The organism is Bacillus cereus group sp. BfR-BA-01380, assembly GCF_022663535.1.
Classification (GTDB): Bacteria; Bacillota; Bacilli; order Bacillales; family Bacillaceae_G; genus Bacillus_A; species Bacillus_A cereus_BB.
In genome coordinates, this window is record NZ_JAKUFS010000025.1 from 1 (window position 1) to 19,739 (window position 19,739).

Here is a 19,739-nt window from a genome sequence, read left to right on the forward strand (position 1 = left end):
ATTTTTGTTTGTGTGGTTACTTACAATTATAATGGATGGGCGATTTTTTTGTATACTCAAAAAAGAAAGGGCTGCCCATAAGTCGGTTTCACCGACTTATGGGACAGCCTCCTTTTTACTTATCATGTTTTCCCTTTTCTTTTTCATCATGTTTGGAAGAATTGCCATGCTTTTCTTCTTTTTTCTGCTCTTTTTGCTGCTCTTTTTGCTCTTTTTCATGATCTTTCTGTTCTTTTTTCTGTTCTTTTCTTTGCTCTTTGTCGTCTTTGTTCTGTTCTTTATACTCTTGTTTTTGTTCTTTATCGCTGTTTTCTTCTCTATGACCGTTATTTCTTTCTGGTTGCGGCGACGATGGTTGTACGTGAGCTGGCTCTTGTTCTATTTTTTGTTGCTCTTTCGGCTCATTTCTTTTTTGTTGCACAGAAGAAGAGGAATTCGATGGCGAATCTGAATTAGATGATGAATCCGGCTGCGAATGTACTTCCGGATGTTGTTCCTCTTGTACTTGCGGCGATGCAGGTGAAGCAGACGATTTCTTCTTCTCATTTTCCTGTTTTAGATAAATCCCTGTACTGATTCCTTCTTTTTGGGCATTCTCCCGTATCTGCATAGTACTTTCCTGATATGTGACTGTAACATGTTGTTTGTCATACTCTCTCTTTAACTCTTGTATAGCCTTCTGCAGTTGCGGCTCTAGCGATTTTTCTTTTGCAACAGATGTTAGCATGACTTGCTTGTCGCTCGTTAAGTATCCATCCTCTTTGCTTTGCTTTACAATCGCACGCACTACGTCTTGCAAAGGCTCATTTTTCCAATGTTTTATTTCTTTTAAAATACGCTTGCCATCCTCATTGCAAGCTCGTAATTCCGTAACACGAAGATCCTTTGTCACACTCGCTTCTAAGCTCGGGTTAATATCGATAGAAACATAGGCAAGCGCTTGTTCTTCAGGCCGATTGAAGAAAAACAAAAAGACACATAGAAAACAAGCAAAAATTAGCGATGCCGGTTTTAATATAGAAGGAACTGAAAAAGACACTAGTCTTTTTTCTTGTTCATGAAATACGATTTCCTGTCCGATTATATAAGAGCTCAACTTTTTCTTACAATTAATAAATTCTCCATCCGGTGTCAGAACAACTATACTGCGTTTTTTTATATCCATCACAATTCCCTTATTCATTACTCTGCCCCCCCTCTTATATATTCTTGAATGTATATGTAGTTGTTTACAAAAATAATGCACATTGCAATTATGTATTTCCTATGCCTCTCTAGCGTTTTACGACTTGTTCTAACATGCGGTTCAATTTGTTTGAGAGGTAACTTTTTCTTTCGGAACAACTCTTCTATCATTTTCTCTTCTTTTATAATAATCTTTACAATTTCTATTAAATGCTCCCGCGTATCACGGTGCTTCGGAGACTCCTTCGCAAGCTCGGCAAACGAGATTTTAAACTCAGATAGCACGCGTTGAAAATGAAGAATTTCCTCTTTTCGATTGCTGTTTTCTATCTCTTTCATATATTCCGTAAGTGCTGCCTGCATTTCCATAGTTTCCTCTTGCTGGTCTTCTTTTAAAAAGACGAGGTTATGTCTAGACTCCTTACGTATATAATCAATTACATCTCTTTTTATAAGAAGCTCAGCAAACGAAAGAAAAGATTTCCCTTTTTTATATGAATATTGTTCAATGGCTTGATGAAATGCAAACAGTCCAATGCTGTATTCATCGTCCTGCTCCGTAATATAACGACGACAGACAGCCGAAATCGATTTTAGAATAAAAGGCCGATACTGAACGATAAAAGCTTCCTTATCCTCTTCATTTTTTTGTATATTTAGTACTACATCTTCTATTGCCGCTTTTTTTACGACTTTCATCAATAAACTTAACACAGGTAATCCCTCTCCTCCTCTCTGCTATAAATAGCAAAACGGTCACTAAAGAAGTGACCATTTTACTACAGTATTCCCCTACTTTTCTTAGTGCTTTTCTTTATGTTTCTCTTCCTGTTTGTCTTCATGTTTGTTTTCTTGTTTGTTTTCTTGTTTCTCTATATGTTTTTCTTCATGTTTTTCATGACCGACTTTTTTACCGTTATCTTCATGATTTTCCTTTTGTTTGGATTGCTCATGATTCTCATGAGACTCAACAGCTTTATGTACTGGTTGTACTGGTTGTACTGGTTGTGCCGGTTGTGCCGGTTGTGCTGGTTGTGCTGGTTGTGCTGGTTGTGCCGGTTGTGCTGGTTGTGCTGGTTGTGCTGGTTGTGCTGGTTGTGCTGGTTGTGCCGGTTGTGCTGGCTGTGCTGGCTTGTTTTCCTTTGCAGCAGCACGCTCTTGCTTTTCTTGCGCTTTTTCTATTTTAGCAGCAATTTTTGCAAAACTCTTCTCTATATTTTTGGTAATTGCAGCTTTCGCTTTCGGATTTTTCACTTTATCAAGCACTTTTGCTAATGCTTCGATATTGTTTCCGATGTGCACTTTTACTTTTTCTGCTTCTGTTTTTTCTTTATCAGCTGGCTTTTTTGTTTCTTCTTTTTTTGCTTCAGCAGTTTTTTCTGTTTCTTCTTTTTTTGCTTCAGCAGCTTTTTCTGCTTCTTCTTTTTTTACTTCAGCAGCTTTTTCTGCTTCTTCTTTTTTTACTTCAGCAGTCTTTTCTGCTTCTTCTTTTTTTACTTCAGCAGTCTTTTCTGCTTCTTCTTTTTTTGCTTCAGCAGCTTTTTCTGCTTCTTCTTTCTTTACATCAGCAGTTTTTTCTGTTTTCGTTTCTCCTGAAAGTTTATCCGCTTTTTCTAAGTTTTCAGCTGCTTTTTCTAATGCATCTTTTGTGAAATCATCTTTCCCCTTTTCCATTAACACACCCGCTTCAGCAATGCGTTCTGCAGCTTGTTCAGATAGTAACTTTGCCTTGGCTAAATCATTGCTTGCAAGCGCCATTTTTATATCTTCCATCATCGTTTTTACGAAATAAAAGAAATCACCTTGCACTAAAGCCGGCTTTTCTGTCTCTGTTGTTTTTACTGTATCTGTGTTACTGCTAGCATACGCCGCCGTCCCCATTAAAAATGGACTGCATGCCATCATTGTTACCATAGTTCCTTTTAGTAATATCTTTTTCATGTCATTTTTCCTCCATTTGCTTTCTTCACTATACATATTCGGAGGGAAAATAAGTTTTATGGGGGTTAAAAAATATTTTTTATGTAATAAAAATAAGTTTTCGAAAAAAATAAAGAGTTGACTACTTATCAACTTTTAAGGTTACTTATTTTTATAAACAATCTTTTTTTCAAAATAAACAGCATACAATAAAGTGAAACTTCCATCAGTGGGGTTTTCTTCATCCCCCACCTATCTTCTTTAGAAAAGCGGAAGTGGCTCGTCCAGAATGCGAGGGGGATGGAGCTTCTGACGCAGAGGTGTTTTTTACCTCGTAGGAAGAAGCGAAGCCACCGAACATTCTAGCCACTGGAGCTGGCCAACGATTCTCTCTCAACCTTGAGGTGGGGGTCTTACTGCCCACGAATAGCGGGATAAAAATAAAAAAGAGGTGAAGAGCATGCCTGCAATTGTTGACAGCATTGTCATTTCACGATGTAATGGGACTGTAAATTTAGGAGACAAATACAATGTAAATCCTCAATTCCGCAATAAAGAATATCATGGTTCTGGATCATCAAATGCAGCAAAAACAGTGAAAGTCTTTAATGGGGTTAGTACCGCAAATGTCTTTGATAATGATCTAACTGATCAAGATACAAAATTCACATTGTAAAAAACGAAATAAAGACCCCTTTTTTTAAGGAGGAGACCAGAGTATCTGGCCGCGCATAGAAATGGTCAGATGCAAAGTTGAATACAAAAGGAGAAAACCAGTACAAGTCATCTCTCCATAACAGCAACTTATATGTAAAAAAACAGAAATGGATGTATAACAAAAAAGAACAAGTAGCTTCCTAGTATTTATACTAGAAATCTACTTGTTCTTTTCTATTTTTAGCCTCGATACACAATCACTGTTCATAACGACTATTTCTTCTTATATTCTTCAAACGTATGAATTCTTTCAAAAATTGGAGGATGCGTATACATGAAAAATTTCACCAAAGCCGGCGGGTTCACTTGACTTAAGCTCGTCTTCGATAAATATTGAAATGTTTTAACTCCCGACTGACTATCCTTTGTCATGTCTAATGCGTATTGATCGGCTGCCCTTTCTTCAACGCGTGATACGTAATTTGTGGCAGGACTTACCGCAAAGGAAAGCACCGAAGAGACAAGGAAAAATAGTGGTAAAACTGAGAAACTAGCAATTTTTGAAATATGCAGTGTATCGCCCCATTTACGAATACACGCTTGAATAATACGGCTAATGAGGTACATACCAACGAAAGTTAAAACGATATAACTTCCAACACCCCAGTATATATGTTTCATCACGTAATGACCCATTTCATGCGCCATAATAAATAATATCTCTTTATCTTTTAACTGCTCGAGCGTCGTATTCCATAAAACGATGCGAGAATTTGAGCCAATTCCCGTTACATATGCATTTAACGCATTTGTTTTCTTTGACATATCCACTTCATATACATGCTCTGTTGGAATATTCGCTTTGTCCGCTAATGTTAAAATCTTTTTCTCAAGCTCCTTATTATGTAGCGTTGAAAAATCATTATAGAGCGGATCAATGACTACTGGTTGAATGAATGTTAAAAAGATCGTGAATGGAACAGAAAGCGCCCATCCGTACAGCCACCAGCGTTTCGGATATTTTTTAATGAGCCATAATAACACCGTCACAATCAGAAACATAAGCAAAAAATTGACCCAAAAATCAAGTATATGCTCCTTTATCCAATTTGCTGTTGATTGTGTTGAAATGCCGTAATCAACAGATATTTGATGACCAATCCATTGCAGCGGCAATGCGAGCACCGTTGTCACAAGAGATAAATAAAACAAATAAATCGCAATTTGTAGTACGCGGAATTTTGTTGTATCTTTCGCCCATTGTTCAAACCGCTTCGATACACCGAAAATGAGTACAAATAATAAAACAATCCATTGCAGCGGCGTTGCTAAAAAAAATAATAAATCCTTTACCCGCGAGTAATCTTGACTAAGTGTCAACTCCCTTGCATTCATAAACGTTGCTGGATCTGCACTCGTTCCTTTATACGCTTCCGGTATGATCTCATGACTCCATCCAAATAAGTACCAATATATAAATAATGCAAATAGAGCGTACAAAAAAAGTGTCCAACTCATCACTTTTCGCATGATTTCTCCTCCTCATCGCTGCCTGTCTATTATTATTGTAGTTCGTTCCTCGAAAAATAGAACAAGCTAATACACGAATTGTCATGTAATATTCACTCATTCCTTCCTTATTTTTCAGATTTTTCTTATAAAATAAAAATTGGGAGGGATTGGAATGAAGAAGTTATACATTACTTTTACGCTAGGACTTATTATCGCAATCGGGATTGGAATTTTTTATTTTACCAGTTACCGAAAAGCATCAGCGGAAATACCAAAGGGGATTGTTATGGAAGATGTAAACGGAGCATCTGTATCATTTGATCAATTACCGAAAAAATTAAAATTAGTAGAATTTATGTATACAAAATGTCCAGATATTTGCCCTGTTACAACATACAAAATGAAACATTTACGCGATGAACTTGTAAAACAAAAAGTGTTCGGAACAAAAATCGAATTTATTACGATTACCATTGATCCGAAATATGATACGAAAGAAGTGCTAGAGCATTACTCCAAAACATTTGATATGAAGGAAACAACAGGTTGGCATCTGCTGCGCGGCGATGAGGAAGAAACGAAACAACTAGCCGAATCTTTTAACTTCCGCTACCGCGACCCTGGAAGCGGCCTTTACATTCATACTTCTAACTCTTACTTACTAGATGAAAATAATCGTTTAATTGAAGTATTCGGTATGGGAGAGCGCGGGTTTGATAGTAAAGAAGTGTTAGAGAAAATTAAGAAAGCGATGTAAATACAAATGAAAAACCCCCTTTCTTTTTAGGCGGGCACATTTTTTCTTTATAACAGGGACTTGTATGTAAAAAACCAAAACAGATTTATATAAATAACACGATATCGACGCTTTTTTAAAATATATCGACGCAAATGGTACTTTTATCGACGCTTTTTTAAATATATCGACGGTTCGACAGAGAATATCGACTCTTCGACTACGTTCGACATGTATGCACAGTAAAAAGACTGAGCCAAAAGGCTCAGTCTCATTGTATTTTATTGTTTCTTCTGCACTGGCAGCCAAATCTCCAATTGTGCAAGATCATGTTTATCTGCATGGCAGCGCTCATCGTATAATTCAAACTCTACAACACCAGCGTGCTCGTAGCCGGAATGCGGGAACCATTCTGTAAAGATCGTATTCCACGTTTGCTGAATAGATGGAACCATCTCTTCATGCGGAACTTTTGGCGTTGTAAATACTGCGTACGTTGCTTCAGGGAATGTGCGGCACGCCAGCTCACTTGATACACCATCAAAGCTTGTTGCTTCCATCCCAATAATATACGTAAACTCCCCTGTTTCTAAATTAAAATCCGTACACATCCCTAACTCTACAAACTCATTCGTATGCTTACGGTTTGGAATGTTTTCCGACAAATTATTTTGCAAATAATTTTGCCACATGGCTGGGATATCTTTCAGGTTTTTTCCGTCTTTGCTCGTTGTCTTCATTTCATACCCAATCACTTGAAAAGCTGGCTTTGTTTCTATACGAAATTCCATTTTGATTCCCCCTAAATACGGATTATATTTTCGCTGCATCACATTCACCTTGGAATATAACGGTGTTTGAATCTCTTGCTTTTGATATGCACTCGGCGTCATATGAAACAGCTTTTTGAAGGCGCGCGTGAACGTTTCATGAGATTGAAAGCCATGCTCTAGTGCGATGTCTAGAATTTTTTCCTCTGTGTGAGAAAGCTGATAAGCTGCCCGGGCGAGCCTTCTCTTTCGTACATACTCCATCACAGAGTCTCCTACTAGTGCTTGAAAAACGCGGTGGAAATGATAATCCGAAAATCCTGCCGTGCGCGCAAGATTCGCTAACGTTTGCTTTTCCATCACATCTTCTTCAATAGAATCAATTACTTTTTGAATTTGTATTTCATAACATCCCATCTCTGTTCACCTGCCTTATATGTATTATGATAAAGGGAACTTGTGTTTTCTTCTTGATGTTTTTTGCTTTTATTTTATGAAAGCATCACTTGGAGATATAGAACTATGGAACTGGTTCAATCGTCCACTTTCTGAATAGAAAGAAAGCTGCCTCATCAGCAGCTTTCTCCCTATCTATTATATTTTCTTTAATTCACTACCAAGAAATTTCGCAATTTCTAACATGCCGTATTTCCCAACAACCGCTTCAGCATCAGCATTGTAGTTTGTATTCGTATTTATATCATAGGTGAAAATTTCACCATCTGCATTTCGAATGAACTCAATGCCCGCGATCGCTATATCGTTAGCAGCCAAAACAGCCTCATATTTTTGAATGATTGGGTCATCAAAGCCCTCAATAATTTGAAACTTCGGTTTTTCCGGCGCTATCTCTCCAACTGGGCAGAACAAATCGCCAATTTGACAAGCATCAGCTGGGCATAATTCAAAGCCTTTCGATGTATCAACTTGAACTGCATACACAAACTTTCCGCCTACAAACTCACAACGCGTAATATAAGGTTCAGGAGCTTGTATATATTCTTGAATCAGTGTAATACCATCTACTGGTTCTTCAAACGCTGCACTTTCTACATAATCTTTTAAAGAAGCAACAGACTGGAACAGTTGAACCCCTAACCCTTTTCCAGCGCGGTTATGCTTCGTAATGAATGGACGTCCTTCAAATTGCGCTGCCGCTTCTATAATATGTTCCTTACCAACAGCGGCAATTGTCTTTGGCGTACGAATTCCTTGTGCGTTCAGCGCCATATATTGTGCCACTTTACTTACTTCAAGCTGCAATGCTCTGCTTCCGTTGAACACCTTTCGATTATGTTTCTCTAACCAAGCTAATACAGCAGCCGTAAACTCTGGTGCAAAACGGTGATTTCTTGTATGAGAAGAAGCGCTCATACGATTATAAAATACCCCCTGCGGTGGAACAGACGAAAGATCAACATTCCCTTTGTCTAAATGCCATTCTTCATAAGGAAGACCGAGTTCTTCCAGTCTTCTCGTTAGATGCCTTGTCCACTCAGTGTTTTCATGAATAATGTGAACTTTCCCCATAGAAATACCCTCTTTCTAGATGTAATAGTTTCATTATACTATTTGTACAATAGAGAAAAAAGCTGTTCAAAAATTTTACTTGGAACAGCTTCTTTACCTGAAAGAGGGTTAAAAATATTGAATGCTTTCGACTTACAGTACCAATCTAGTGAATAACCCCCTCCTTATCCACCTTACGGTCTGATTGAAGAAGGGGCTTCCTGTTTCTTAGACCGTTGCATAGCGGGGGGTGTCCCACTGCGTCTTACACAGTCTCCGCAGGCGTAGATTATACTGTTCGGACATAACCTTGCCCTACAGTTTGTAGACTTAGTTTGTGATAAGCAATTCTTCTAACCCTTTTTGTAAGATGTTCCGGCTCGCATTATAGTCTCTATCTAATACCGTTCCACACTTTGTACAAATGTGAGTACGAATGGAGAGGGACTTCTTCACGCGATTCCCACAAACAGAACAGTCTTGTGAAGTGTACTTTGGTTCTACTTTGATCAGCACACCGCCATGATTTTCACATTTGTAAGCAAGCATGTTTCGAAACATTCCCCACCCTGCATCAGAAATAGACTTCGATAACTTTCTATTTCTAACCATGTTACGAATATTAAGATTTTCTACAACAATAACAGAATGCTCTTTCGCTAGATTGTAACTGAGTTTATGAAGAAAATCTCTGCGCTGGTTCGCTACTTTTTCATGTAGCTTGCGAACACGCTCGATTTGTTTTATGAAGTTAGCAGAACCTTTTTTCTTCTTAGAAAGTTTCCGCTGTGCTTTCTTTAATTGTTTTTCTTTTTCACGGAGAAATCTAGGGTTTTCATATTCTAAACCATTAGAAAGAACGGCATACTTATGTAATCCCACGTCAATTCCTATCGCACGATTGGTATCGATATCAGATGGTACCACTTGTCTTTCGACACTGAAAATAGCATACCATCTTTTCCCTTGGCGTTTGAGAATCAGTTGCTTGATTGTTCCTTCGAGTGGTCTATGTATTAGGATATCTATTTCTCCCAACTTTTTATTGTATAACTTATCGTTATCAGAAAAAGACATGGCATAACGATGCTTTCTGTTTGGTTTGAATCCAAATTGCGGAAACGTCATACTATTGTAGTCTTTATACTTTTTCTGTTTTGGATACTTTGCATCTTTACGAAAGAAATGATCAAATGCTTTTTTCAGACGTACAAAAACTTCTTGCAAAGGCTGAGAAGGCATCTCTTTTAGAAAAGGATACGTCTTCTTGTCCAATGTAAGTTGTCTTTGCATGTCATAACGATCGTAATTTTCTTTGTTTTGCTTATATTTCCGTTCTTTGTCTAGCAAGGCAGAGTTGTAGGTTTGACGACAATATTGTAGCCAACGGTCTAACACCTCTTTTTGTGCTTCTGTTGGAAAGATTTCATATTTTTGATTCAACAACACTGTCATCCCCTCCTATTCGTTTTGCCCTTGTGTTTTGATGTATTGTTTTAGCATTTCTAATGGCGCACCGCCCACAGTCGATAAACAATAACTTTGAGACCCAAATCATTCTTTACATACATTCTATCTGATTTGAGGAAATTCCTTTTTCATTCCTTTGGCTTACGCCAACCAAAATTCATCCCCTCCCTACTCATTGGGCTTCACACCCTTTTCATTCCTTGAGGAAGGGGAATTCTTTTGGAAATCTATTAAACTGTTATAGTAGTACCATCGAATTTCGTAAACGTGAATCCACAAAACCGTTCATTATAAGTTGCTTTATAAGCGTGAAGAATTCCAATTGCTACTGCTTCACCTAGCTTTAGACCTTCACTCATATCAGAACGCCAGTGGACACCAGCTATATTGCGCCCAATCCCAATATTAGAAGCAAGTTTATTTAATTCGTCTCCCACTCTCAAAGGTTGTCCTAAATAAGGAAGCAAAGAAAGACCATCAGCGCTCGCTACAACCGGCTGTGGAATGACAAATGATTCATTAAAGAAGGCCTTCAATACCGTAACGCCAGCACCCATAATACAAGCATGACCAGAGGGATATGCTGGATGAGTCGGACACCCTTCTGGGTAAGCCATGGGTAACAAATACGTACCAAATCGGTTAAAGACTTCAGAAACAACCTGCGAATTCAATAATTCTGAATGAATTGGATAATGAACAGCACCTGTTAACTCATTATGAACACGGCCCCCAAATTCTTCGGGACGAATTCTGCGATGAACTAAAAATTTTTGAAACCAAGCCGCTTCGAGTGCTGTCTTTGCCGTTCTACCTACTAAATCTAAAATATGCGGAGCACCAAAGGTAGCAAAACCCTTTTGCGTTTTTGAATGCAAATACGGATTACTTTGCGACAATGCCGCTCCTCCAAAACTAAGTAACATTAAACATGCAGAAAGACAAGCTTGATAGGAAAAATCTTGATGAACAAATTCACCTAAATCACGTCCATTACGAATATAGCGTGAAGTAGAATCAAATAACATGTTTTGCGAGGATGAACCATTTTGAATATTCAGCCATTCTTCATAAGAAGTCATATAATCTTTATCCGGCAAGGCAATGCGATATTTTTGAACCATTGTTGCCGCTCCATAAGGTATGTCTTTCCACAAAAATTGAGAGATATAAGGACCCGTTAAATCGCCAGATGTTTCACCGCGGAACAAGGTCCCTGTCGTAACGACTCCCCCAACTTTTGGACCACGAAAATCTGAAAAACTTGAGAGATCAGAAGCAGCAGCGATAGCAAGTGGATTCGTATCATACTCTGTAAAAGGCACATCACGTAATAATGCATGCCAATATAATTCAGCTATTTCACTTGCTTCCCAGGCACTACTAAACATCGGAGGTACAGCTACACTTAAATGATGGCTATCTGCTCCTTCTAACCCATAAGCATATGCAGCTTGCGGATTAGCTAGTTTCGCAGTCCCACCTAAAATTAAGCGCTCAAAAACACTTGATTTTCCCTTCTTCAGTGCTTTAATCCATTTTTTATAAGCGGGCAATTCAACTTCTCCGTAATCATTATGTGGTAAAGCTTTAGAAAAATTAGCAATTTTATTAGAAAAACGTTTTTCATCTCCATTACATAATTGTTTTGGCACAGAAAGACGCTTTTGGTAAATTGCCGCTTCCATACGAATTTCTAGCGCCTCATCGCGACGCTTACCTGGACATATAGGTCCTATTTCACATTCTTTTTCTTTCTTCGATATATCCGCATACGGATATCCAGAATTGTTTACCTGATTACAATCTTTGCTCATTTACTACCACCTTATCGCACTCTGAATTTGTCCTAACTTAAACCATTGTGATTCATTTCATTTGAATTCTATTTAATATATTCATATATTCCTAATTACGGTACTAAATAGACTGCCTTTTTATTAAATTATTAATGGTTAATTGAATGGATTAAGCTTTTATAATGAACAATTTTGAGTGCTGTTCGGGCATTATAAAGTAAAACCACTATCTACAATTCTTTCATCTAGCTTCTTCAAATGATCCATATTTGACTACCTACGGGTTAAATCACAAAATCCTCCGGAACAAACACTTTCACTTCTTTCGGACGCACATATACTACCTCTCCTGCCCGAACATGTAACTGTGTAAATTGCTCCTTGCCTACTTCCGCTTCTAAATACTCTTCCGTTCCTAAGCGCTGCAATTCAATATATACAACCGGACCAACTGCATGTATATATGTAACTTTTGCTTGAATTGCATCTTCACTTTGTTTTGTACATTCAATTGACAACTGATACGGACGCACATAGGCAATCGCATCTGTATCTGAAACATGCGTATGCTCCGGCGCTTCTAATTCAATAGATCCTAAATTCAGTTTTCCTTTATGAACACGACCGTGAAATAAATTCACATTTCCAAGAAAGTCATATACAAACGGACTAGCTGGATTATCATACACATCTTCTGGTGTACCCATTTGTTCAATGCGTCCTTCGTTCATGACAACAATTCGATCCGCAACATCCAATGCTTCTTCTTGATCATGCGTGACAAACACACTCGTAATTTGAAACTCATCATGCAATTTTCTGAGCCATCTTCGCAATTCTTTACGCACCTTTGCATCTAATGCACCAAATGGTTCATCAAGCAGCAAAATTTTCGGTTCGACCGCTAAAGCTCTCGCTAACGCAATTCGTTGTCTTTGCCCCCCGGATAACTGCTCTGGATAACGCGCCGCAAAACCATCCATCTTCACAAGTTTTAATAACGCAAGTACCTTTTCTTCTATTTCCGCTGCTGACGGTCTTAATTTCTTTTTACGCACTTTTAATCCAAACGCGACATTTTCAAAGACATTCATATGTTTAAACAAGGCATAATGCTGAAACACAAAACCAACTTGCCGATTTTTCACATGAATATCCGTTAAATCTTCTCCCTCGAATAAGATCGCCCCTTGATCCGCTTGTTCTAACCCCGCAATAATTCGTAATAACGTCGTTTTCCCGGAACCAGATGGACCTAACAGCGCAACGAGTTCCCCTTTCGGAATTTCTAGATTAATTTGCTGCAGAGCTTGAAACGTACCGTATTGTTTCCATACATTTTGAATGTGAATACTCATCCTAATGTCTTCCTTTCCATTCAATCCAGTTCTTTATAATTAACGTAACGATCGCAAGCAATGACATTAATGACGCAACCGCAAATGCAGCGGAAAATTGATATTCGTTATATAAAATTTCAATATGAAGCGGCATTGTATTTGTAACGCCTCGCACATGTCCTGATACAACAGAAACAGCTCCAAACTCTCCAATCGCGCGGGCATTACATAAAATCATGCCATAGAGTAACCCCCATTTTATATTAGGCAATGTAACAAGAAAGAACATCTTCCAGCCGCTTGCTCCTAGTGATAAAGCCGCTTCTTCTTCACTTGTTCCTTGCGCCTCCATGACGGGAATTAATTCACGTGCTACAAAGGGGAATGTGACAAACACAGTGGCAATTACAATACCCGGTACAGAAAAAATAAGCCGCACACCATGCTCCATGAGCCACGCCCCTAGTTCACCGCGAGGCGTAAATAGTAAGACAAAAACTAACCCGGCAATAACCGGCGAAACAGCAAAGGGCAGTTCAATGAGTGATAAAAGAAATTGTTTCCCTCTAAAGCGAAATTTTGTAATCAGCCACGCTGCCGCCACGCCAAATATCGTATTCAGCGGAACAACGATGAGGGCAACAATTATTGTGAGACGAATAGTAGAAACCGCCTCACGATCTGTAATAGCGGCAATATACACATTCATCCCGCGTTCAAATGCCTTCATAAAAATCGTTGCTAACGGCAACAAAAGAAATACAGACAAATATATAACAGTGACCGCAATGAAAATGATGCGAATCACTTTCGATTCTGTAGTAACGACAGGTGTCTGAACTGTTTTTTGCTTAATCGGTTTCACGAATGACGGTTCCATCCTTTCCTCCCCTTTCTATTCATTTTGTAATCCACGTTTTTGACTCCAGCCTTGAATGATATTAATAGTAAAAAGGAAGAAAAGAGAGACAACCAGCATGACCGCTGCCACAGCTGTTGCACCTGCATAATCGTATTGTTCAAGTTTCGTCATAATCATCAGCGGCGCAATTTCTGTTTTAAGCGGCATATTTCCAGCAATAAAGACAACAGATCCGTATTCTCCTAGCGCTCTTGAAAAAGCTAACGAAAATCCTGCTAATAAGGTCGGCAAAATTTCTGGAAACACAACCTTCCAAAATATTTGTAAACGTGATGCTCCTAAACTAGCTGCTGCTTCTTCCACTTCCTTCTCCATATTTTGTAAGACAGGCTGCACCATACGAACTACAAAGGGCAATCCAATAAAAGTTAAAGCTATGGTAATCCCAAGTGGCGTAAACGCTATTTTGATATGAAACACATCAAAAATTTTTCCAATCCAGCCGTTTTGAGAATACAAAGTTGTAAGCGTAATACCCGCAACCGCAGTTGGCAAAGCAAAAGGTAAATCAATTAACCCATCCAGCAGCTGCTTTCCTGGGAACGAATAACGAACAAGTACCCAGGAGATTAATAGACCAAAACAAATATTTACAAGCGCCGCTGCCAATGAAGTTGTAAAACTAATTTGATAAGAATGCAAGACTCTTTCACTTGTGATAACTTGAAAGAATTTGTTCCATCCTAACTGAGAAGTTTGGATAAAAACGATAGATAATGGGATTAAGACAAATAAACTTACATATAACATCGTAAATCCAAGAGAAAGCCCAAACCCGGGTAAGATTCGCTTCCTATTATTCTTCCTCACATTCTTTCACCTCATTTCCTCAGCTACTGCTATTATTTTTGATAGATTTTATCAAACACACCACCATCATCGAAATGCGTCTCTTGCGCCTTTTTCCACCCGCCAAACACCTCATCAACTGTAAACAATTGTACGTTTGGGGACTGCGATACATATTTTTCAGCTACTTTTTGATCGCGAGGACGATAAAAGTTTTTCGCCGCAATCTCCTGCCCTTTTTCCGTATACAAATATTCAAGATATGCCTCAGCTATTTTACGCGTTCCCTTTTTATCGACAACTTGATCCACGACAGCTACTGGAGGTTCAGCGAGAATACTAATAGATGGTGTGACAATTTCAAACTTGTCTTTCCCTAGTTCTTTTTGTGATAGTAATGCTTCATTTTCCCAGGCAATAAGAACATCCCCAATCCCTTTTTCTACAAAAGTAGTCGTTGCCCCGCGTGCCCCTGAGTCCAGCACTTCTACATTTCTATATAGCTGACTTACAAATTCTTTTGCCTTCTCTTCGCTATTGTTGTTTTTTTTCAAAGCGTATCCCCATGCACCTAAATAGTTCCAGCGAGCGCCTCCCGATGTTTTCGGATTTGGCGTCACAACAGAGACCCCTTTTCTCGTTAAATCATCCCAATCTTTAATTTTTTTCGGATTCCCTTTTCGCACAAGAAACACGATTGTCGATGTGTACGGAGTCGAGTTATTAGACAAACGTTTCTGCCAATCTGCCGGTAACAGTTTCTTCTTACTAATAGCGTCAATATCATACGCTAATGCAAGCGTCACAACATCCGCTTCTAGCCCATCAATAACCGAGCGCGCCTGACTGCCCGATCCTCCATGAGATTGCTTCACAGTAACCGTTTGACCACTTTTTTCTTTCCAATATGTAGCGAAATCCTTGTTGAAATCTTGATACAATTCTCGAGTTGGATCATACGATACATTTAAAAGTTCAATAGACTTTCCTGAGTCCGACTGACTAGTAGATGTTGTCGATGCACACCCTGAAAACAAAAGCACCATCGACAACAAAATACTTGCTCTAATTGATGTTTTCCCCCACAGCTTCATTTAAGACTCCCCCTTGTTTTATCCAATAGAAAAAAGCACACAATCTTTTCACAAAGTGAATGTTGTGCGCCTTCAGTTTCTCTGATCAGCTTTTATTATTTCATTTTTTCGATTATTTCTCTTTATTCTAAATACACAATTCCGATATGTCAACTAAGAAATTGAACGATTTTTACACGAAAAGCAAAACTAACCAATTAGGGGCATTGAAATGGCAAAAGAACCATATAAAATTATGAAAGGAGGAGATTCATAACATGCAGATAATGAACAAACGTTCTCGTGTGAGTATGGTGTATATGATGACCAATAATGCAGTAATAAATCAAATCATTGCCTTTTACAGGGACACGAATGGAATGCTTACCTTTAGGGGTTCCTACCCAACTTATGGAAGAGGTACTGGTATAAGGGAAGTCTCAACTGCAACTGCAAACGATGGCATCGATCCCCTTGCGTCACAAGGTTCCCTAACGGTGTCCCGTGATGGCCGTTTCCTACTTGCAGTTAACGCAGGCAGCAATAGTATCAGTAGTTTCCTGATAACCGACAGCGGAGTACCCGCTCTCGTGGATGTGAAGCCATCAGGAGGTGCTCAGCCCAATAGCGTAGATGTGTTTGGTAATCTTCTCTATGTTTCCAATGTAGGTAATGCCGCTAACAATTTTGCATCCAATATCACTGGTTTTCGTATAGATGATAACGGACACCTTACTCCTATTCCCGGATCAACCCATTCTCTCAGTACTTTCAATGCTCAACCGGCGCAGGTTCTCTTCACTCCAGATGGCAGTAAAATCGTTGTATCCGAGCTTACTTCAAACCATCTCAGTGTATTTCATGTGAATAAAAATGGTACGGTTACAGGACCAATTATTAACGATTCAAGTGGTCAGGGACCGCTCGGCTCTTGTTTTCTATCCTCAGGACTACTTTTAGTTACGGAATCCTTTTCTAGTGCGCTGTCATCATATTCAATGAGCGACAACGGGCTTCTTACTGTTATCAGTGGTTCTGTACTGAACGGTCAGAAGACCACTTGCTGGGTTGCAACAACGAGGAATGAAAGATTTGCTTATACCACCAACACCTTAAGTGGCACCATCACCACATATCGTATAGATTCAAGTGGAACACTATCGGTTGTCGGGCATATTACCAGTACACCAGCAGGTACAGCTACAGGTCTGCCGATAGATGTTGGAGTAAGTAAAGATGACCGCCATTTTTATACACTAAACGGAAATCAGGGTACAGTCTCAGTATTTCATATCCAAGATGATGGTAGTCTTGTTAGATTGCAGGTTGCTGCTTGGACTAAATTTCCTTATTTCGGATCGCAAGGTTTAGCTGTTCTTTGATTCTACTGGGTTCACTCTATTTGGTGGCATAGAAAATAAGACGATATGGACGAGCGAGACCTAAATCATCAAGTTACTGGTGGATTTTTCAAAATTAAAACGCAAACAACATATAAAATTCGTGCATAGTTGTAAATCAAAGCTATCCATTGACAGCTTTTTCTTTTTGTACTATCGGGGTAGGTTAGTTCAAGTAAAATATTTATCTGTGCTCACTTTACTCATAATCACTAACAATAAAGTTGTTAAGAATCATATGTAACGAATGCAACCCTTCGTTTAAAAAGACTGTTCCCACTCTGTTCGTAAAATCCCCATTTTAATTGCATCAAAATATTTACCATCTACCATTCTTGCTTGTCTTATTCTTGCTTCTTCTCTCATCCCTAATTTTTCTGCAACTTTCATCATTCTCACATTTCCGGACCAAGTTGACATCCCTAATCGATGCAATTCAGTAGATTTGAATAAGAAATCAATCCAAAGTTTATAGGCCTCCGTACCATATCCACCGTTCCAGTAATTTTTATCATAAATAACGATACCGGTTTCTAACCAATTCGTATTTTTATCTACCCAATAAGCACCTACTGTGCCAATTAATTGATCTCCAGCGAAGATAACTAGTGTACTAGGCACGTTAGGAATAATTGAAGAGTCTTCCTCCCAACTTTTTAGAAATTCTTCTTTTGTTAATTTAGGTTCGGGTATATACGGACCATTCCATTTCTTCGCTTCTTGTTCCTTCTCTTCATATTTCCAATAGTATAATTCATCAAGATCTCGATGAGTTGCTTCTTTCAATACAATTTTTCGTCCAACGATTTTAATCATAATAAATAACTTTCCTCCTAAGCATCTATCTCATTCATATATTAATTTTATCATAGAATTCAAAACCTCTTCGTTAACTATATAAATAACTTCTTAGCTAAGAAGTTTGTACAGCGTTTCATTTGATTAAGGACACTTTGCAACAAAACCTTACTCTTGATACAATTAATGTAAAAATTGAATCGCATGATTGGAGAGATTTCTCATTAAAAAATTTATAGTATCTTACCTTTATTCTTTAACTAGCTTGATTATTTCGATGAATCTGTTCGGACTGATTATGTCTCCAAGTAAGATAGATTGGCAGGAAGTTTTTGGTCTTACCATAATACTAATAATTTATGGAACACCCATCGTATTAATAGGGTGTATAATTGGCGAATTATTATATAGATACTTTATAATTCCTAAATCAATATCTTTCAAACTAGCTTTCGTTATATATTTTTTATTAGGTAGTATCGTAATGTCATTAAATAAGATTGTTTTTGGTGGAATTCCCCAAAATATTAATGAATTATTCGATTTACAATTCATGATTTTTCCAACTATTTGTTCGATAGTTTTTTTTATAAAAAGAAATACATACAAAGAAACAACAGCAGCTCCAATACAATGAGCTGCTGTTTCATTCCCCTTATACTTGCATCGCTTTTTCTTTTAACGCTCTTCTTAAAATCTTTCCTGTCGTGTTTTTCGGAAGTTCTTCTAAAAACTCAATGCTGCTTGGTATTTTATATTTCGCAAGGTGAAGTGCGCAATACGCCATTAGTTCTTCTACTGTCACATTTGTTGTTTTCGGTACGACGTATGCTTTCACTGCTTCGCCTAAATTTTCATCTGGAACTCCGATTACAACTACTTCCGCGATCGCGAGGGCGATAAAAGTTTTTCGCCGCAATCTCCTGCCCTTTTTCTACAAAAGTAGTCGTTGCCCCGCGTGCCCCTGAGTCCAGCACTTCTACATTTCTATATAGCTGACTTACAAATTCTTTTGCCTTCTCTTCGCTATTGTTGTTTTTTTTCAAAGCGTATCCCCATGCACCTAAATAGTTCCAGCGAGCGCCTCCCGATGTTTTCGGATTTGGCGTCACAACAGAGACCCCTTTTCTCGTTAAATCATCCCAATCTTTAATTTTTTTCGGATTCCCTTTTCGTACAAGAAACACGATTGTCGATGTGTACGGAGTCGAGTTATTAGACAAACGTTTCTGCCAATCTGCCGGTAACAGTTTCTTCTTACTAATAGCGTCAATATCATACGCTAATGCAAGCGTCACAACATCCGCTTCTAGCCCATCAATAACCGAGCGCGCCTGACTGCCCGATCCTCCATGAGATTGCTTCACAGTAACCGTTTGACCACTTTTCCCTTTCCAATATGTAGCGAAATCCTTGTTGAAATCTTGATATAATTCTCGAGTTGGATCATACGATATATTTAAAAGTTCAATAGACTTTCCTGAGTCCGACTTACTAGTAAATGTTGTCGATGCACACCCTGAAAACAGAAACAACGTCGACACCAAAACGCCAGCTTTAATTGATGTTTTCCCCCACAGCTTCATTTAAACTCCCCCCTTGTTTTATCCAATAGAAAAAAGCACACAATCTTTTCACAAAGTGAATGTTGTGCGCCTTCAGTTTCTCTGATCAGCTTTTATTATTTCATTTTTTCGATTATTTCTCTTTATTCTAAATACACAATTCCGATATATCAACTAATTATGAGTACGCCCACTAAACGCTTCTGGGTGAATTCTACAATGAACTACAAATTGTTGAAACCCAGTAACTTCAAGCACTCCCTATTCCGTCCTATCTACTAAATCTAACATGTA

Annotated in this window: 17 protein-coding genes and 2 pseudogenes; 3 read left to right on the top strand and 16 right to left on the bottom strand. The window is 38.4% G+C overall.

Annotation, left to right across the window (positions count from 1 at the left end; genetic code table 11):
• Nucleotides 1-115: 115 nt before the first annotated feature.
• The 3 genes from MR076_RS19810 to MR076_RS19820 form a co-directional block, all read right to left on the bottom strand.
• Nucleotides 116-1,183, bottom strand: coding sequence for an anti-sigma factor domain-containing protein (locus MR076_RS19810; RefSeq protein ID WP_242223451.1), 1,068 nt, complete (start codon nt 1,181-1,183; stop codon nt 116-118).
• Nucleotides 1,183-1,899, bottom strand: a complete 717-nt coding sequence (gene sigI / locus MR076_RS19815) for an RNA polymerase sigma factor SigI (protein WP_242223453.1) — start codon at nt 1,897-1,899, stop codon at nt 1,183-1,185. Before sigI ends, MR076_RS19810 begins: the two co-directional genes overlap by 1 nt.
• 87 nt (nt 1,900-1,986) lie before the next feature.
• The gene (locus tag MR076_RS19820; protein WP_242223454.1) at nt 1,987-3,126 is read right to left on the bottom strand and encodes a DUF5667 domain-containing protein; all 1,140 of its coding nucleotides are present in this window, start codon (nt 3,124-3,126) and stop codon (nt 1,987-1,989) included.
• Between the two features lie 439 nt (nt 3,127-3,565).
• Here MR076_RS19820 and MR076_RS19825 point away from each other — a divergent pair, with 439 nt between their 5' ends.
• Nucleotides 3,566-3,781, top strand: coding sequence for a spore germination protein (locus MR076_RS19825; RefSeq protein WP_242223456.1), 216 nt, complete (start codon nt 3,566-3,568; stop codon nt 3,779-3,781).
• A 254-nt stretch (nt 3,782-4,035) separates the two neighbouring features.
• Here the strand turns inward: MR076_RS19825 and MR076_RS19830 are convergent, their stop codons facing one another.
• A complete protein-coding gene (locus MR076_RS19830) occupies nt 4,036-5,292 on the bottom strand; it encodes a M48 family metallopeptidase (RefSeq protein ID WP_242223458.1) in 1,257 nt (418 codons plus the stop codon).
• 154 nt (nt 5,293-5,446) lie between these two features.
• Between MR076_RS19830 and MR076_RS19835 the strand changes: the two genes are divergently transcribed.
• Entirely contained in the window at nt 5,447-6,031 is a 585-nt protein-coding gene (locus MR076_RS19835; RefSeq protein WP_242223460.1) for an SCO family protein, read from the top strand.
• Between the two features lie 260 nt (nt 6,032-6,291).
• Here MR076_RS19835 and MR076_RS19840 read toward each other — a convergent pair whose 3' ends face one another.
• The 8 genes from MR076_RS19840 to MR076_RS19875 form a co-directional block, all read right to left on the bottom strand.
• Nucleotides 6,292-7,197 carry an AraC family transcriptional regulator gene (locus tag MR076_RS19840; RefSeq protein ID WP_242223462.1) on the bottom strand — a complete coding sequence of 302 codons (906 nt, stop codon included), beginning with the start codon at nt 7,195-7,197 and terminating at the stop codon, nt 6,292-6,294.
• A gap of 177 nt (nt 7,198-7,374) precedes the next feature.
• Nucleotides 7,375-8,310 (bottom strand): ATP-grasp domain-containing protein, encoded by a 936-nt coding sequence (locus MR076_RS19845; RefSeq protein WP_242223464.1) that lies wholly within the window; start codon nt 8,308-8,310, stop codon nt 7,375-7,377.
• 309 nt (nt 8,311-8,619) lie between these two features.
• Complete coding sequence (locus tag MR076_RS19850) at nt 8,620-9,744, bottom strand: RNA-guided endonuclease InsQ/TnpB family protein (RefSeq protein ID WP_242223473.1); 1,125 nt, start codon at nt 9,742-9,744, stop codon at nt 8,620-8,622.
• A 245-nt stretch (nt 9,745-9,989) separates the two neighbouring features.
• On the bottom strand, nt 9,990-11,576 hold the full coding sequence (locus MR076_RS19855) for a vanadium-dependent haloperoxidase (RefSeq protein WP_242223475.1): 1,587 nt from the start codon (nt 11,574-11,576) through the stop codon (nt 9,990-9,992).
• A gap of 266 nt (nt 11,577-11,842) precedes the next feature.
• A complete protein-coding gene (locus tag MR076_RS19860) occupies nt 11,843-12,916 on the bottom strand; it encodes a sulfate/molybdate ABC transporter ATP-binding protein (RefSeq protein WP_242223477.1) in 1,074 nt (357 codons plus the stop codon).
• A gap of 1 nt (nt 12,917) precedes the next feature.
• A complete protein-coding gene (gene cysW, locus MR076_RS19865; RefSeq protein ID WP_242223479.1) occupies nt 12,918-13,778 on the bottom strand; it encodes a sulfate ABC transporter permease subunit CysW in 861 nt (286 codons plus the stop codon).
• Nucleotides 13,779-13,793: 15 nt separating this feature from the next.
• On the bottom strand, nt 13,794-14,630 hold the full coding sequence (cysT, locus tag MR076_RS19870) for a sulfate ABC transporter permease subunit CysT (RefSeq protein WP_313897353.1): 837 nt from the start codon (nt 14,628-14,630) through the stop codon (nt 13,794-13,796).
• A gap of 32 nt (nt 14,631-14,662) precedes the next feature.
• Entirely contained in the window at nt 14,663-15,703 is a 1,041-nt protein-coding gene (locus tag MR076_RS19875; RefSeq protein WP_242223481.1) for a sulfate ABC transporter substrate-binding protein, read from the bottom strand.
• 257 nt (nt 15,704-15,960) lie between these two features.
• On the opposite strand from MR076_RS19875, the gene MR076_RS19880 reads away from it, so the two are divergent.
• On the top strand, nt 15,961-17,064 hold the full coding sequence (locus MR076_RS19880; protein WP_242223483.1) for a lactonase family protein: 1,104 nt from the start codon (nt 15,961-15,963) through the stop codon (nt 17,062-17,064).
• 279 nt (nt 17,065-17,343) lie between these two features.
• Here the strand turns inward: MR076_RS19880 and MR076_RS19885 are convergent, their stop codons facing one another.
• From MR076_RS19885 to MR076_RS19900, 4 genes and pseudogenes are all read right to left on the bottom strand, one after another.
• On the bottom strand, nt 17,344-17,898 hold the full coding sequence (locus MR076_RS19885; RefSeq protein WP_242223484.1) for a GNAT family N-acetyltransferase: 555 nt from the start codon (nt 17,896-17,898) through the stop codon (nt 17,344-17,346).
• 339 nt (nt 17,899-18,237) lie between these two features.
• Nucleotides 18,238-18,435 (bottom strand): hypothetical protein, encoded by a 198-nt coding sequence (locus MR076_RS19890; protein WP_242223486.1) that lies wholly within the window; start codon nt 18,433-18,435, stop codon nt 18,238-18,240.
• Between the two features lie 100 nt (nt 18,436-18,535).
• A pseudogene (locus tag MR076_RS19895) lies at nt 18,536-18,772 on the bottom strand (AMP-binding enzyme); the annotation flags it as partial.
• 34 nt (nt 18,773-18,806) lie between these two features.
• Nucleotides 18,807-19,466: pseudogene (locus MR076_RS19900) on the bottom strand (sulfate ABC transporter substrate-binding protein); the annotation flags it as partial.
• Nucleotides 19,467-19,739 lie beyond the last annotated feature (273 nt).

What these genes read in the sequence shown, in the direction of transcription:
- MR076_RS19810 (WP_242223451.1), bottom strand. Translation starts at nt 1,183, where the DNA reads ATGAATAAGGGAATTGTGATGGATATAAAAAAACGCAGTATAGTTGTT.
- MR076_RS19820 (WP_242223454.1), bottom strand. Translation starts at nt 3,126, where the DNA reads ATGAAAAAGATATTACTAAAAGGAACTATGGTAACAATGATGGCATGC.
- MR076_RS19825 (WP_242223456.1), top strand. Translation starts at nt 3,566, where the DNA reads ATGCCTGCAATTGTTGACAGCATTGTCATTTCACGATGTAATGGGACT.
- MR076_RS19830 (WP_242223458.1), bottom strand. Translation starts at nt 5,292, where the DNA reads ATGCGAAAAGTGATGAGTTGGACACTTTTTTTGTACGCTCTATTTGCA.
- MR076_RS19835 (WP_242223460.1), top strand. Translation starts at nt 5,447, where the DNA reads ATGAAGAAGTTATACATTACTTTTACGCTAGGACTTATTATCGCAATC.
- MR076_RS19840 (WP_242223462.1), bottom strand. Translation starts at nt 7,197, where the DNA reads ATGGGATGTTATGAAATACAAATTCAAAAAGTAATTGATTCTATTGAA.
- MR076_RS19845 (WP_242223464.1), bottom strand. Translation starts at nt 8,310, where the DNA reads ATGGGGAAAGTTCACATTATTCATGAAAACACTGAGTGGACAAGGCAT.
- MR076_RS19850 (WP_242223473.1), bottom strand. Translation starts at nt 9,744, where the DNA reads ATGACAGTGTTGTTGAATCAAAAATATGAAATCTTTCCAACAGAAGCA.
- MR076_RS19855 (WP_242223475.1), bottom strand. Translation starts at nt 11,576, where the DNA reads ATGAGCAAAGATTGTAATCAGGTAAACAATTCTGGATATCCGTATGCG.
- MR076_RS19860 (WP_242223477.1), bottom strand. Translation starts at nt 12,916, where the DNA reads ATGAGTATTCACATTCAAAATGTATGGAAACAATACGGTACGTTTCAA.
- cysW (WP_242223479.1), bottom strand. Translation starts at nt 13,778, where the DNA reads ATGGAACCGTCATTCGTGAAACCGATTAAGCAAAAAACAGTTCAGACA.
- MR076_RS19875 (WP_242223481.1), bottom strand. Translation starts at nt 15,703, where the DNA reads ATGAAGCTGTGGGGGAAAACATCAATTAGAGCAAGTATTTTGTTGTCG.
- MR076_RS19880 (WP_242223483.1), top strand. Translation starts at nt 15,961, where the DNA reads ATGCAGATAATGAACAAACGTTCTCGTGTGAGTATGGTGTATATGATG.
- MR076_RS19885 (WP_242223484.1), bottom strand. Translation starts at nt 17,898, where the DNA reads ATGATTAAAATCGTTGGACGAAAAATTGTATTGAAAGAAGCAACTCAT.
- MR076_RS19890 (WP_242223486.1), bottom strand. Translation starts at nt 18,435, where the DNA reads ATGAATTGTAAATCGAATAATTCATTAATATTTTGGGGAATTCCACCA.